The organism is Desulfobaculum bizertense DSM 18034 (assembly GCF_900167065.1).
Lineage (GTDB): Bacteria > Desulfobacterota > Desulfovibrionia > Desulfovibrionales > Desulfovibrionaceae > Desulfobaculum > Desulfobaculum bizertense.
The window spans coordinates 67586-83548 of record NZ_FUYA01000008.1 but is presented as its reverse complement, the minus strand read 5'-3'; the positions used below and the strand labels follow the sequence as shown (position 1 = coordinate 83548).

Here is a 15963-nt window from a genome sequence, read left to right as displayed (position 1 = left end):
AAAAGGAGGACACCTTGCGGATACTCATCGTTGGATCCGGCGGCCGCGAACATGCGCTGGCCTGGAAACTTTCCAATAGCCCACTCGTCGAAAAACTGTTTATTGCCCCTGGCAATGGTGGAACAGCATCTCTTGGCGAAAACGTCGACATCAAAGACGACGACCTTCCCCGCCTTACCTCCTTTGCCCGTGATAACGAGATTGACCTCGTCGTCATCGGTCCAGAACTCCCGCTGGTGCTTGGCCTGAGCGAGGCCCTTGCCACCGCAAACATTCCCTGTTTTGGACCCAATGCCTATGCAGCCCAGCTTGAAGGCTCCAAGGCGTTTGCAAAGACAGTCATGCAGCGTGCAGGCGTTCCCACAGCAGACTTCAAAGTCTTTGATGACCCCGAAGCTGCCAAAATTTACCTGAAACATCGCGATTACCCCTGCGTAGTCAAGGCTGATGGCCTTGCTGCTGGCAAGGGTGTTGTGGTGGCAAAAGAACCAGCAGAAGCCCTCGAAGCCATTGATCAAATGATGATCAAGCAGGTCTTTGGTGCTGCTGGCGAGCGCGTCGTCATCGAAGACGCACTTATTGGCGAAGAAGCCTCTTTCCTGGCCTTTAGCGATGGCGAACACATTGTGTGCATGCCCTCCTCCCAGGACCACAAAGCCATCGGTGAAGGCGACACAGGCCCGAACACCGGCGGCATGGGCGCATACTCACCTGCACCCATCCTCCCCCCATCTGATTACGAAAAAACCACAGAGCTGGTTATCCGTCCCATCATCGAAGACATGGCAGCCAATGGCCGCCCCTTTGTTGGCGTCCTTTACGCTGGCCTGATGTTTACGGATGAAGGCCCCAAGGTTTTGGAGTACAATGTCCGCTTTGGCGATCCAGAGTGCCAGCCACTTTTGTCCCGTCTGGATACAGACCTCGCAGAAATTATGCAGGCCTGCCTTGATGGCAAACTCGATGCACTCGACATTCGCTGGAAAGAAGAAACTGCATGCTGTGTTGTCATGGCAGCAGAAGGATACCCCGGAGCCTACCCCAAAGGCATGGAAATCACCGGACTCGAAGAAGCAAACGCACTCGACACCGTGACCGTTTTCCATGCAGGCACCAAAGCCGAGGACGGAAAAATCCTCAGCTCTGGCGGCCGTATTCTGGGTGTAACTGCTCTCGGTGCTGACCTGGGCGAAGCCCGGAAACGTGCGTATGAGGGAGTGGAGAAAGTCCACTTTGACAAGTCCTACTTCCGTCACGACATTGGTGACAAGGGCCTGAGGAGGCAGAACTAGATGAGTACCGTTGCAATTTTCATGGGCAGCCTGTCCGATGAAGAAACCGTCCGCCCATGCGCGGATGTGCTTGATGACCTTGGCATTGACTACACCTTTACGGTGACCAGTGCACACCGTACACCAGAGCGCACAGCCCGTCTGATTCAGGAAATGGAAGACAGCGGCTGCCAGGTTTTTATCTGCGCTGCTGGCATGGCCGCACACCTTGCTGGTGCTGTTGCCGCAAAAACCATTCGCCCCGTCATCGGCATTCCGGTGACTGCATCCGCCCTTGGCGGCATGGACGCCCTGCTCGCAACCGTGCAGATGCCTCCGGGATTCCCAGTCGGTACCGTTGCACTGGACCGCGCAGGCGCACGTAACGCCGCATGGATGGCGGCCCAGATTCTCGCCCTGCACGACACCGAGCTTGCGCAAAAGCTCCGTGAAGTCCGCGAAGACTTTAAAGAAGGCGTCGAGCTTGCTGCAAAAGAACTACAGCGCCACGGCTAACGCCTGCCCCCAAGCATATACAGCCCCTGTCTCACTTTGAGGCGGGGGCTTTTTTATGGCCAACAGCACCACGTCTCGCGATTTTGCAATCCACATATCTGTGCTAGAATTCTCTGTGCGCTTTTTTCGCCCCATTCTTCTCCACTGGCTCTGCTGCCCTTCGGCCATTTCGCATCCCGTCCCCAAGTCATCTTGCGCACCACGTTTCGTCCACAACCTTGTAGCAGGAGAAAAGGAATGCTCTATCGCCGCATCACCCTTTGGCTCGTCTGCTGCGGCCTGTTTCTTGCCCCACTCACGGGCATGGCCGCACAGGACCCTCCCGGAGCAAAGGATGCAACAGAAGTCACCGTCAAAGCCAACGACGCAGTAAAACAGCTCCTCAACTTTGGGGACACCAAGGACTTTGAGAACGCCCAAAAGGGATTCATCAGGGCCTTGCCCGAAGGCGGACAGGTTCAGGGAGAGCACGGACTTGTCTGGGACATGAAGAAATATGCCTTCATCAACAACAAAATGGCGCCTCCGCGCACAGTGAATCCCTCCCTGTGGCGGCAGTCTCAGCTCGTGATGATTGGCGGCCTGTTCAAGGTTACGGACCGTCTCTATCAGGTACGAAATGCTGACCTGTCGAACATGACTATTTACGAGGGTGACACCGGGCTTATCGTCGCAGACCCGCTTATCTGCGAAGAAACAGCCCGCTACGCCATGGACCTGTACAATTCCGAGCGTAATCCGGACGGGGCCAAGAAAATCGTCGCCGTCATCTACTCGCACAGCCACGTTGACCACTTTGGTGGCGTTCGCGGCATCATCGACGAAAAAGACGTCATCGACGGCAAAATTAAGATTTACGCCCCGGCTGGCTTCATGGAAGCCGCAGTTTCCGAAAACGTCTACGCAGGCAACGCCATGTCCCGCCGTGCAGGCTACATGTATGGCAACCTGCTTCCTCCCGGACCAAAGGGACAGATTGGTGCGGGCCTTGGCATGACCACATCCACCGGGCACGTAGGACTCATTGCTCCGACCAACGTCATCACCAAAGACATTCAAAAAGAGGTCATTGACGGCCTGCATTTTGAATTTCTCCTCACCCCGCACACCGAAGCCCCTGCAGAAATGCACTGGTACATTTCCGAGCTTCGCGCCCTGACCGCAGCCGAGAACTGCTCGCACACCATGCACAACACCTACTCTCTGCGCGGCGCAAAGATTCGCGATCCTCTGGCCTGGTCAAAGTACATGAACCAGACCATTCAGCTTTGGGCCGACAAGGCAGACGTGCTGTATGGCATGCATCACTGGCCGGACTGGGGCAAGGAAGACATTCTTCGCACCCTGCGTCTCACCCGTGATGGCTACCGCTTTATCAACGACCAGACCTTGCATTTTGCAAACATGGGCTACACGCTCAACGAAATTCCGGAAATGGTGCATTTTCCCAAAGAGCTTGAGCATTTTTGGGCCATGCGTGGCTATTATGGAACGCTGTATCACAACGTCAAAGCGACCTACGTCCTTCATCTCGGCTGGTTTGACGGCAACCCATGCACCCTGCACATCTTGCAGCAAAAAGACGCAGACCCGCTTTACGTCAAGTACATGGGCGGTGCAGCCAAGATCATTGAACAGGCAAAGCAGGACTTTGACGCAGGGCACTATCGCTGGGTTGCGCAGGTGCTCAAGCACGTCATTTTTGCCGAACCTAAAAACATGGACGCCCGCAACCTTGCCGCAGACGCTCTTGAGCAGCTTGGCTATCAGGCCGAATCCGGCCCGTGGCGCAACTTCTATCTCTCTGGCGCGCAAGACCTGCGCAGTGACAAGCAGATTCAGGAAGCAGCCCCGGAAACAGCAAGCCCAGACATCATTCGAGCCATGACTCCGTCCATGCTGTTTGATTTCACCAGCATTCGCATCAATCCCGAGAAATTCGGAGACTCTGCCTACAGTTTCTACGTCACGATTCGGCATCCGGAGAACTCAGAACTTAAAGACGAAAACTTCATTCTTGACGCCAAGAACAATGTTCTGAATCACCTTCAGGTCGCCAAAAAGCCCGACGCTGAATTTGACAGCAGCATTGCCATTGATCGCGAAGCCCTCGACAGGCTTGTTCTTGGCGAAAGCAAGATTGCCGAAGAGATCAAGAACGGCACGCTCACAGTTGAAGGAGCGCAAGGGAAGTTTGCCGAATTCTTAAAGACCATGACCACCTTTACCCCCGACTTCCCGATTGTCCTTCCCTAAAAAAACAAAGGCCCGGAGCGCTCTGCCCCGGGCCATTTTTAACCACAAAATTAGTCATGTTCTGGTTTCAGCACCAGTTGCTGCGCTTTTCCAAAGCACATCTTTCTCGCCAGAAACACCACCAGAATTGACGATATTGCTGTTGACGCCGTCAGCATCAGCATCACCACAATCTGATATTTACACGCTTCTGCCGGGTCCGCCCCCGCTATGATCTGGCCTGTCATCATGCCTGGAATCGACACCAGCCCCACGCCCATCATCGCGTTGATTGAGGGGATCATGCCAGCCCGGATGGCCTCACGGGCAATATCATTACTCGCCTCGCGGTAATCTGCCCCCAATGTAAGCTTCATCTCGACTTCTTCTCTTCGCTGTCGCAAATTCGAAAAAAGTCGTTCCAGAGAAATTGCCAGAGCATTCATAGAGTTCCCCGCAATCATGCCGCCCAGCGTCAGGAAGTATTGCGGTTCCCACCACGGTTTTGCCCCTACCACAAAGCTCGTCACTCCAACGGTCACAACGATGTAGCTTCCCAGCATCGCCCCAAAGACAGGCAGGCCATAAGCAACATCTTTTTCCGGAACTCGCCCGTGGACAATATGTGCGGCTGCCGCGATCATCAGCGCCAGCACACCCACAACAGGCAGCCCCATATCAAGCTGAAAAATGTATTTCAGGGCATAGCCCATCAGGAAAAGCTGGGCGAATGTTCGCACTGTACCTACAAACAGGGTCTTGGACAGCCCCAGCTGGTATGCAATGGAAATTCCCCCTGCGATACACACAAAAACAAGAGATATCGCCAGCTGCATCGGCCCAATAACATGAGGTCCGGCTATCACTTCATTCATGATCGGCACTCCAGTTTTCCGCCCTCAAGGTGCAGCAGCATCGGTCGGATTTTTTCCAGTTCAAACAGCAAATGCGTCACCATAACAACGGTCGTTCCCTGCTCTCTACACAGCCCCTCAGCTGTCTTCTCCACGATCTGTCGGCTCTCTGGATCAAGCGCGCTCGTCGGCTCGTCCATCAGCATCACCTTTGGCTCAAGCAGCAGTGTTCGAATCAGGCACAGCCTCTGGCGCTGCCCCACGGACAGGCTCGACGCCTTATCTGTCAGCTTCACACCCCGGAGAAGCAAGCGCTCCATCCAGTGCAGCAGCTTCGCATCATCAGGTTTCGCCAATCCGGAATTCGCCCGGAATGCAAACGGCAACAGCAAATTGTCCCGCACTGTACCAGGAACCAGCGCCGGTATTTGCCCAACCGTCACAACCTCCCGGCGGAGTGTCGTCGGGCTATATTCGCCAAGCGCTTTGCCCTCGTAGTATATCGCACCGTACTGCGGCTCCAGCAGTCTGTTGAACAGCCGAAGCATTGTTGATTTGCCAGAACCCGACGGGCCACCTATCAGTACAAAGCTCCCACGCTCCAGCTCAAGAGAGGCGTGAAGCAGTGTCGGGTGGCTCTCTGGAAATGCAAACGACACATCTTCAAATCGAAACTGTATGTTCTCTTTCATTCCTTCGTCCCACGTCTATAAATTCAAGCCCACAAATTACTCGCCACACCCCTCAAGAGCAAGCTGTTGCATGTGGGTGCAAGGAACACGTGGGTCGGCGGGGGGGGTATTGGGGCGCTGCCCCAAACCCTGCAAGGGGCGCTGCCCCTTGCCCCGCCCAAGGACGAGGCCCTTGGGAATCCCGCTATCGCCCAAAATTAAGGGCCGGATGTGTGAAAGCCGTTGGCTTTCCCTTACATCCGGCCCTTAATTTTGGCCTAGTGGGCATTTCCCGAACGCGTGTTCTTCTGCCTTTTCTGCCGCACTTATTTTCTTTTTGAACGCAAGCGTTCAGAAAGAAAATGGTGGCAACGCACGGGAAAGAGAAAGAAGCCGCTTTAGGCAGCCCCAACAAGTTTAAAAGCCGTCCAAGCGAAGCTTGAACGGCTTTTAAACTCGATGAGGATACGTAAGGGAATCATTCCCTTACGCGGGGGTTTGGGGGCTGGCCCCCAACTTCTCCCTCCCACCCATCCAGCGCTAGCGCGCTGGGGCTGGCCCCCAACATCCTTCTCCCACACCCATCCACAGCCTAATAGGCACAAAAAAAGCCCGATCGAGGATCGGGCTTGGAAAAATCGGAACAGCGGGTAGTGAACTATTTGCTCTGACCGCGGCGTTCCCAAAGGCGCATGTCGGCCATTTTCTTACGGCGTTCACGAGCGAGGCTTTTGCAGACCAGGGAGGTCTTTTTGGTGTAGCCGTACTTTTCTTTGTACTCAGCGGGGGTAAGGTCATGGGTAGCGAGGTGACGCTTGGTCAGGACCTTAAAGCTTTTGCCGCACTCGAGGCAAATGATGGATTTTTCGCGGATAGCCTTTTTAGGCTCGATAGAAGGATGTTCAACTTCACCTTCTTCAGCGCTGTGGTGGATATCAGCAATGCCGCGAGCGAGTTTATCGACCATGGAGAGGATGTCCTCTTCGGTCATATTTCGCACGCTAGCCTGTGCTTTTACAATCTCAAGTGCTTCTTTCAAATAATCGTCCATTTCTATTCCTCCAAAGTGAAAGCTGGGCGTCTCTCTATATCATCAGATTCATGAATGCAATACTTTTTTGAAACAAGTTTTTAACTTACAAACTAAATACCCCAGTTTGGTCCGTCAAAAGTCTTGCAGTCATGGTAGGGCAAAGAAAGTCTCTCTACAAGAACGGCTGAGCTGTGCCTTTCTTTCTTTTTTTGCCCATGATTTGCGCCAAAAATAAAAACAGAGAGCGGCGGACTGATCGCATATATCAATCAGTCCGCCGTAATATTTATATTCTTTGCACAAGAGGGTGCTTTCTCCAGGAACGCACCCGTATTTTGCTAGAGAAACAGCTGAGGGAGAACCCGTTACTTGAGCCCCAGCATTTTGTAAAGTGGTTCTGCGTTAATACTTGCGCGTACAACGTCAGCAAGTCGATCCAACGCGGATTCTATATCGTATTGAGCCAGTATACGGGAGACAGGCTCAAGGCCTTTCTTTTTCCGCAAAGAGTCAATGAAATCGCGCCTAAAGACATCGTCATCAAAGAGACCGTGGAGATATGTTCCCCAGACTTTTCCATCCTTTCTGGAATAGCCTATCGGTTTCCCGTCGCTTCTTTCCATGCAAACCGATATTTCATCGGGGGCATCGGTTTTCGTCACGCCATGATGAATTTCATATCCGCGAATCTGCATATCCGAGGGCAAATAGCGCGCACCAGTTGCGGTGAGTGTTTTTTGTGGTGCGAGGCTGGTTGCGAGAGGCAAAAAGTCGAGACCTTTCATCCCACCGGCAACGGATTCAACCTGATGCTCGTCACTAATGGTGCGTCCAAGCATCTGGAAGCCACCACAAATACCCACGACAACGGCCTGCTCACTGTGCAGCAGGCGATCCAGTTCCGAAATAAAACCCTGTTCCCTAAGCCAGTTCATGTCGTGAACGACATTCTTGCTTCCGGGAAGGATCACGGCATCGGGAGCGCCCAACTCTTCTGGGGAACGCACAACGCGAACATGAACATCAGGCTCATTAAAGAACGGTTCAATGTCCGTAAAATTGGAAATATGGGGGACATCAATGCAGGCGATGTCCACAAGCTGCCCGTCAGTCCGGGCAGAATCCAGGCTTCCGCGCTTAAAGGATACGGAGTCTTCTTCTGGAATACCGTGACGGCTCATGTACGGAACAACGCCCATAAAAGGCTTCCCAGTCCGTCCGGTAACGTAATCCAGAGCGTCGTTCAAAAGGGACGCATCCCCTCGGAACATATTGACAACATAGCCAGCAACAAGCTCGCGTTCCCACTCTTCAAGCAGTTCCATTGTGCCAACAAAAGAAGCAAATATACCACCGCGATCAATATCACCAACAAGCAAGACTTTGGCCTCTGCATAACGGGCCATGTTCATATTTACAATGTCGTGCCGTTTGAGATTTATCTCAGCGGGACTGCCTGCACCCTCAAGAATCATTACCTGATGCTCAGAGGCAAGGGAGTCATACGCGTCTTTTGCCGCGTCAAAGGCTTGGGGCTTATACTTGATATATTGCCCAATGTCCATATTGGATACAGCTTTCCCTAAAACAACAACCTGTGAACCTGTATCAGAGGACGGTTTTAAAAGAACGGGATTCATTCTCACATCAGGGTCAAGACGGCATGCCTGTGCCTGTGTCACCTGAGCGCGTCCCATCTCGCCACCGTCGCGAGTTACGTAAGAATTGAGCGACATGTTCTGCGACTTAAACGGCGCAACGTCATAGCCGTCCTGCAAAAACATGCGACATAACGCAGCAGCAAGCATGCTCTTGCCTGCGTTGGAGCTGGTGCCCTGTAACATGAGCGCAGGCCTCTTTCGGGGCAAAAGGATGCTGGACGACACGGGATAGCCCAAAACCTTGGCCAAGGCCTCAAGAAGCTGTGCGTTCTGCTTGCGGGTACGAACAGCAAGCCGGAACCACTGCTCGCCAAGCCCCTCAAAGTTGTAGCACACGCGAATGGCGATGCGCTCCCTGAGAAGCAGCTCTGCAAGACGGGAGGCGTCCACACCTTCGCGATCAATGCGACACAGCACAAAATTTACTTCACCGGGGAAAACCGTCAGCTCGTCAAAACGGGAAAGGCCTTCCAGAAGCTGCGCCCGAAGCTCTTTAACTTCTGCAACAGTGCGCTCGGCATATTCAGTGTCAGAAAGAGCACGAATGCCAAAAGCCTGAGACAGCCCATTCACCGACCACATGGGCATGCGGCCGCGAATGCCGCGAGCCAGCTCTTCGCAGGCATAGCCAAGACCAAGACGCAGGCCCGGAATGGCATAAAATTTCGTCAGGGAATGCAAAACAAGAACATTCTGCGGACGGGCAGCAGCAAGGCGATCCTGCTCTGGAAGAAAGTCTGCAAATGCTTCATCGACGATGAACAGCGTATCGGCATGCCGCAGCGCCATGTCCCGCACAGAGTCTGGCGCATTGCTTAATCCCGTAGGATTGTTGGGCTGTCCCAAAAACACCACGGTGCGCGAGTTAGCACAGGCGTCGAGTGCGGCAGACAGCGCAGGAAAATCAAGCCTGAACCCAGCGTCTTCCCTGAGGGCAAAATTCTCAACGGGAATCTGAGCCATAGCGCAGGCATGACGGTAGTCCGCATAGGACGGCACCGGAATCAGTGCTTTTTCTGGCTTCCAAAAGGCCAGTGCTGCGTGCAAAATTTCTGTTGAGCCATTGCCTGCCAGAACTTCTTCCGAAGCAATGTCCCATTTCTCAGCGGCACGCGCACACAGCGTGTCACAATACGGCTCAGGATAATGCACCTGTGCAGAAATCCGGGCACTCATCTCTGCCCGGAACCACGCAGGCGGTCCAAGAGGATTGATGTTTGCCGAAAAGTCGACAATCTCTTCCGGAGCACACTCCGCGCCCCGTGCCAAATCCCAAATGTTCCCACCATGTCTGTTTTTTTGCATGTGCCCTCTCTAGCATAGCCACCAGCCCACGAAAAGCGGCAGGCGGTCCAAACAGTTCGGCCCCACCTCATCACAGGCAGGGCCGCTTTTATCATCTTTTTTCCCGTGGTCTACAGAAAGGAACCCGTCACAGAATCAGGGTTTGCCGCAATCTGCTCTGGCGTGCCCTGTGCAACGATACGACCACCGTGCTCACCACCACCGGGACCAAGGTCAATCACCCAGTCCGCAGAGCGCACCACATCCGTGTTGTGTTCAATCACCAGCACAGAAGCACCACGGTCCACCAGACGCTGTAAAACAGCAATCAGCTTCCCGACCTCGTGCATATGCAGGCCCGTGGTGGGTTCGTCAAGGATATACAGCGTTCCGGGCAGACTTCTTTTGCCCAGTTCACGAGAAATCTTAATACGCTGAGCCTCACCACCAGACAGCGTTGTTGCAGGCTGCCCAAGGCGCAAATACCCAAGACCCACGTCCTCAAGAATAGCCAAACGGCGCTTCAATACGGGGTAATTCTCAAAGAACAGCGCGGCCTCCCGCACTGTCATGTCGAGCACTTCGTGAATATTCTTGCCCTTGTACTTCACCTCAAGCGTCTCATGATTATAACGCTTGCCTTTGCAGACATCGCACTTCACAAAGACGTCGGGCAAAAAGTGCATTTCCACCCGCTTGTACCCGTCACCACGGCAGGACTCACAGCGCCCGCCCTTGACGTTGAAGCTAAAGCGTCCCGGCTTGTAGCCTCTGGCACGCGCTTCTTTTGTCGTCGAAAAGATCTTTCTGATCTCGTCAAAAATTTTGGTGTAGGTCGCAGGGTTAGATCGCGGCGTCCGCCCAATCGGTGTCTGGTCAATGGACACAACCCGCTCAATGGCATCAATGCCATCAATACCGTCCAGCTGTCCGGGATTGTCCACCTTTGTGCCACGAGCCAGAGCAATGTGCTTGTAGAGCGAATCCACAACAAGCGAACTCTTGCCAGAGCCAGATACGCCAGTCACAACTGACAGACATCCAAGCGGCAGGGCCAAATCAAGCCCCTGCAAATTATTGGTCCTGACATTGCGCAAAGTGATGTGCCCCTGTGCCTCGCGCCGGGTTTCTGGCTGATCTATCTTCAGATCACCGCGCAGGTACTTGCCCGTGAGACTGTCTTTTGCCTTGAGCAGCCCCGGCACGTCACCCTCATAGACCAACTCGCCACCAAGCCAGCCCGACCCCGGCCCAAGCTCCAGCACATGGTCCGCATTCTCAATGGTCTTGTCGTCGTGCTCAACCACCAGCACGGTGTTGCCGCGCCCCTGCAAATCCCGCAAGGTTTTGAGCAGGCGATCATTGTCTCTGGGGTGCAGACCAATACTCGGCTCGTCCAAGACATAGGTCACGCCCACAAGCCCAGAGCCAAGCTGTCCGGCAAGGCGAATACGCTGGGCTTCACCGCCAGACAAGGTCGACATGTTTCGGGCAAGGCTCAGGTAATCCAGTCCGACATTCACGAGAAAATGTAAACGGTGCGTCAGCTCCTTGAGCAGAGGCCCAGCAATAAGCTTCTGGTGCGCCTCAAACTCCAGTGCCGACAGCCACTCAAGGGACTTGCGGATAGACATCCGCGTAAATTCATCAATATTCTTGTCGGCCACGCGCGCGGCCAAAGATTCAGGGCGAAGTCGTGCCCCCTGACACGCTGGGCAGGGACGGCTCTGACGGAAGCGGGACAGTTCGTCTCTCCAGATGGAGCCAAACTGCATTCCGGTCCCCAATATTTTAAGTACGCCCTTCCACTTGAGGTCCTTGTCCCCCTCAAACAGCACTCGCCGGGCTTCTTCGCTCATATCCTTGAGCGGCGTGGACACGGTGAATCCATACTTTTCACCAAGGGTCGTCAGCCCGGCTTTATAACGCGAAAAAATTTTCGGATTCTTCCACGGAATCACTGCCCCCTGTTCCAGAGACAGCCCCTGATTAGGGGCAATTAACGCAGGCTCAAAATACTCAACACTTCCGATGCCAGAGCATTTTGGGCAGGCGCCCTGCGGACTATTGAACGAAAAGAGCTGCGGTGTCAGCGGCGGCAGGCTGATGTTGCATTCCGGGCACACTGCGTCAGAAGAATACAGGGTGGATTCGCCATCATGCTCACCGCCAACCTGCACCACACTCAGCCGTCCAGAGCCAAACTTGAGTGCGAGTTCCACGGAATCCGCAAGGCGCTTGCGCATCCCCTCTTTCACTACCAGTCTGTCCACAACCAGCTCAATGGTGTGTTTCTTTTTTTTATCCAGCTCCGGCGGGGTTTCCAGCGGAAAGACGTCTCCGTTCACCCGCACACGCACAAAGCCCTCACCAAGCAAGGACTTAAAAAGCTTGGCGTGGGTACCCTTTTTCTGCTCCACCTGAGGAGCCAGCAGCAAAAAGCGCGTCTTCTCTGGCATAGCCGCGATCTTTTCAATGATTTCGTCCATGCTCTGGGCCACGATAGGCCGTCCGCACTTGGGGCAGTACATGGTGCCAAGCCGTGCATAAAACACACGCAGGAAATCATAGACCTCAGTCACGGTTCCGACCGTAGAACGTGGATTTTTCGACGTGGTCTGCTGTTCAAGGGAAATGGCAGGAGTCAGGCCCTCAATGTTATCAATATCAGGCTTGTCCATCTGGGGAAGAAACTGGCGGGCGTAGGCCGAGAGCGACTCAACATAGCGTCGCTGCCCTTCGGCGTAGACAATATCAAAGGCCAGTGTCGATTTGCCAGAACCACTGGGACCGCACACGACAACAAGCTTGTTTCTTGGGATGTCCAGCGTCAGATTTTTCAGGTTATGCTGACGCGCGCCCTTTATATGAATGCATTCGTTGCTGCTCATGCTTTTCCTTCGGGAACAGGTTGACGAAAGATGCTGGCACCGGAGAACCCGGCGCTCCGCTGTCCGCTCTGGCAGAGTCGGAACAGGGCTTGGAGTGGCATTGCGCCACGTGCATTTTGTCTAGTGTAAGCATCCGCAAAACTCTGACAAGAGTAAAAAACGCGGCAGAACAGTGAACTACCATTCTGCCGCGTATTTCTTAATGAAATCGTTTTATTCTTTGCGAATTATGCGTCGCGAATAACGCTCATGCTTCGCCATGCGCCCTTTTTGTAGCGCAGGTACGAGAAGGTCACGAGTGTAAACACGTAGAAGTCAACCAGGAACCATGCGCTATACAGCCCAAGGTGGAAGACTTCCAAAACAAAATACACAGGGAGAACCAGCACACACATGGACGAAAAGCCGATCAGTCGCATCACAAAGCGAGTGTCGCCAGCGCCCTTGAGTGCTCCAATGAAAATAATGGAGAACGCGTCGAGCATGGTGTAGCCGGCAACGTAGAGCAGCAGGATACGACCCATCTCATGCACGTTGGCAAACTGGGCATCTGTGTAGCCATTCGGCCGGAACATCTCAGTAAAGATTCCCGGGAACAGAATAAACAGCGTGGACATCAGGCAGCCCCAGCACAGGCAAATGTGCAGAGCACTTTTTGCGGCTTCTGCACCTTCGTCTGGCTTTTTGCCACCAATGGCCTGCCCCATCATGATCTGCGTTGCGATGTGCATACCCACCATCGGCATATAACTGAACTGGTTCAGCGTGAATGCCATGTTGGTTGCGGCCAGCTCAGCATTGCCAAGTCGTCCGATCAAAAAGATAAACACGGCAAACCCAAACACGTCGAGGAAGAATTCCACACCGCTCGGCAGGCCAAAGTACAGCAGCGCCTTAAAGCGCTTCCACTGTAAGCGCCAGTTGGAGCGAACTTTATACAGCGCTTCGTTGCGCTCGGTAAAGATCATCAGTGCGAACATTGCCGCAGCAACAGCCCACGAGATAATCGTTGCGATACCAGCGCCCCGGATACCCAGCTCCGGGAATGGTCCCGGACCAAAGATCATCAGGTAGTCCAGAGGGATATTGATGAACACACCAAAGATGTTCACCAGCAGCACCGGGCGGGTAATGCCCCGGCCTGTAAAGAACTGGCTCAAGGTCATCGCCATCACATTAAAGCCACTGCCAAGGCACAGAATCTGGAAATACGGGATCTCCAGAACCTGAATCTCAGGGCTATGTCCTGACGCTGTGAACACCACAGGGCCAAGAAGCGAAAACGCCGCAATCATCACAGAAGAAAAAAGCGCAAACCAAATGCCCTGCCACAGGCTCGTCCCGACTTCATCGGGGCGCTTTGCTCCTACGTACTGTGCGATAAAAACATTGACGTAACTGGCAAGGCCACCAAAAAACGCAATCAGCACAAAGTTGGTCACACTTGCCGAGAGCGACGCGCCAAGTGCTTCAAGTGAATATTTTCCAAGGAATACCCGGTCAGTAACCTGGGTAATCGTTGCAGATGCCATGCTCGCAGCAAGCGGCAGGCCAATTGTCAGTACATCCCGATAGCCATTCTTGGCTTTCCAGCGAGATTTCACGTCACACCTTCATCTCTTTGAGTATTCAGACACCCTCCGTGTGGGTGCTACATGTATTATGTACATATGTGCATGGGCTGTTTGTTGTTAGGGGCGCTGCCCCTAAAACCCTGCAAGGGACGCTGTCCCTTGACCCTGCCCAAGGACGAGGCCCTTGGGAATCCCGCTTTCGCTGGAATATGGGGTTGAATGGGATGAGAGCTACGCTCTCCTCTCCATCAACCCCATATTCCAGCTAGTGGGCACCCAGTGCGTTCTTTAGGCCTTCTCACCCAAGTTTGAATTTCATTCACGCGAAGCGTGGAGGGAATTCAAACTCGATGAGGATACGTAAGGGAATCATTCCCTTACGCGGGGGTTTGGGGGCAGCGCCCCCAATTTATCCCTCCCACCCATCCAGCCCTTGCGGGCTGGGGCAGCGCCCCCAATTTATCCCTTTCACCCACCACAGGCTCCACAAACAAAAAACGGTCCGCAAGGGGCGCGGACCGCTGAGCGTTGTATTTATTGCGAAGCTTGGGCAATAACACGGAGGTCCTTCCATTTTCCACGCCGAAATCGAAGGCTCGCAGCGGCCATAAGCACAAAGACATTAAGAACGACACAGAGCCACACCGTAAAAACTCCAGCGTCGAAAAATTCTATGAGCAAAAATGGCGGAATAACGAGCGTCAGCATAGAACTCCATCCCATCAAAAACATTACGAAACGCGTATCACCAGCGCCTTTGAGGGCGCCGAGAAATCCAACTGCAACGGCTTCGCAGATGGCCCATGCGGCCACATACAAAAGCAAGATTTCACCTGTATGTCGCATCTGAGCAAAAGCAGCTGCGTCATATCCAGCAGGCCGAAACATTTCCAAAAGAGGACCGGGAGCTAACACAAAAACCGCAGCAATGCACACGGCCCATCCAAGGCAGGTCAAAACAGCATTTTTTGCAGCAAAAACAGCCTGTTCCGTGTTGTTTGAACCCAAGGCGCGCCCGACAAGAATTTCGGAAGCGACGTGCAAACCATAGAGCGGAAGCGAGCTAAAGTTGTCGAGCGAAAAAATCATATTTGTCACAGCCAAGGCTTCATCACCCATGCGTCCGACGAGCATGATAAAAAAGGCAACGCCGAACATGTCCAAAAAAAACTGAACGCCGCTGGGGATTCCGAAACGCATCAAGCGCATGAAAAGGGCACCATCAAGGCGACACGAACGGAACACGCCATAGAGGGCGTCATTCCTGGGGCGGAAAATGAGCACAGCATAGAGAACCGCGCTCAAACCCCATCCAATGCCTGTCGCAAGCCCCGCACCTGCAATACCAAGACGCGGGAACGGGCCAGCGCCAAAAATCAGGGCATAATCCAACGGGATATTAATGCAGGCAGTAAAAAGGCTCACCAGCATGACAATGCGGGTCCGGCCTCGACCGGAGAAAAACGTGGAGAGTCCCACCGCAAGAATGTTTGCTCCAGAGAAGATATTCAAAAAACGAAAATATATCACTTCCAAATTTTGAACTTCTGGGCTGTGCCCGGCCAAGGCAAAAATGGCAGGTGCTCCAAGGGCCAGCAGACACATAAAAATCCAGGCAAGCAGGGCAAACCATATGCTTTGCCACACAACCGCCCCAACCTTGCGTGGCTGCGATGCGCCCATGTACTGGGCAACAAAGACATTGGCGTAACTCGCGACGCCAACAAAAAAACACATGAACACAAAGTTGCTCATGCTGCCGGAAATAGACGCCGCAAGCGTCTCAAGGGAATAATGCCCCAAAAAAACCCTGTCTGTGAACTGCATGACCGTGCTTGAGGCCATACTCGCAACCAGCGGCAAACCCACGGAAAGAACTTCCCGAATGCCGCCTTTTCCCGTCCATCTGGACGCCATTTTTTTCTCCAGTGCCGTGTGTTTCTGTGAATTCCAGTATCAGACAGCTATCCGGC

General features: G+C 53.6%; 10 protein-coding genes. 3 read left to right on the top strand and 7 right to left on the bottom strand.

Annotated features, from left to right (window positions below):
* Positions 1-14: 14 nt before the first annotated feature.
* The 3 genes from purD (at position 15) to B5D23_RS11795 (ending at position 4043) form a co-directional block, all read left to right on the top strand.
* The gene (gene purD / locus B5D23_RS11810; protein WP_078685653.1) at positions 15-1292 is read left to right on the top strand and encodes a phosphoribosylamine--glycine ligase; all 1278 of its coding nucleotides are present in this window, start codon (positions 15-17) and stop codon (positions 1290-1292) included.
* On the top strand, positions 1293-1787 hold the full coding sequence (purE, locus tag B5D23_RS11805; RefSeq protein ID WP_078685652.1) for a 5-(carboxyamino)imidazole ribonucleotide mutase: 495 nt from the start codon (positions 1293-1295) through the stop codon (positions 1785-1787). It begins immediately after the preceding gene.
* A 237-nt stretch (positions 1788-2024) separates the two neighbouring features.
* The gene (locus tag B5D23_RS11795; protein ID WP_078685650.1) at positions 2025-4043 is read left to right on the top strand and encodes an alkyl/aryl-sulfatase; all 2019 of its coding nucleotides are present in this window, start codon (positions 2025-2027) and stop codon (positions 4041-4043) included.
* Positions 4044-4093: 50 nt separating this feature from the next.
* On the opposite strand, the gene B5D23_RS11790 is transcribed toward B5D23_RS11795, so the two are convergent.
* The 7 genes from B5D23_RS11790 to B5D23_RS11760 all read right to left on the bottom strand — a co-directional run bounded on the left by B5D23_RS11790 (position 4094) and on the right by B5D23_RS11760 (position 15907).
* Positions 4094-4897: an ABC transporter permease gene (locus B5D23_RS11790; RefSeq protein WP_078685649.1), complete on the bottom strand. Its 804-nt coding sequence runs from the start codon at positions 4895-4897 to the stop codon at positions 4094-4096.
* Positions 4894-5568, bottom strand: a complete 675-nt coding sequence (locus tag B5D23_RS11785) for an ABC transporter ATP-binding protein (protein WP_078685648.1) — start codon at positions 5566-5568, stop codon at positions 4894-4896. Before B5D23_RS11785 ends, B5D23_RS11790 begins: the two co-directional genes overlap by 4 nt.
* Positions 5569-6205: 637 nt before the next feature.
* The gene (locus B5D23_RS11780) at positions 6206-6598 is read right to left on the bottom strand and encodes a Ros/MucR family transcriptional regulator (protein WP_078685647.1); all 393 of its coding nucleotides are present in this window, start codon (positions 6596-6598) and stop codon (positions 6206-6208) included.
* Between the two features lie 347 nt (positions 6599-6945).
* Complete coding sequence (locus B5D23_RS11775) at positions 6946-9546, bottom strand: cobyric acid synthase (RefSeq protein ID WP_078685646.1); 2601 nt, start codon at positions 9544-9546, stop codon at positions 6946-6948.
* 110 nt (positions 9547-9656) lie between these two features.
* Complete coding sequence (gene uvrA, locus B5D23_RS11770) at positions 9657-12416, bottom strand: excinuclease ABC subunit UvrA (RefSeq protein WP_078685645.1); 2760 nt, start codon at positions 12414-12416, stop codon at positions 9657-9659.
* 227 nt (positions 12417-12643) lie between these two features.
* Positions 12644-14020, bottom strand: coding sequence for an MATE family efflux transporter (locus B5D23_RS11765; RefSeq protein ID WP_078685644.1), 1377 nt, complete (start codon positions 14018-14020; stop codon positions 12644-12646).
* Positions 14021-14524: 504 nt separating this feature from the next.
* Positions 14525-15907, bottom strand: coding sequence for an MATE family efflux transporter (locus B5D23_RS11760; RefSeq protein WP_078685643.1), 1383 nt, complete (start codon positions 15905-15907; stop codon positions 14525-14527).
* Positions 15908-15963 lie beyond the last annotated feature (56 nt).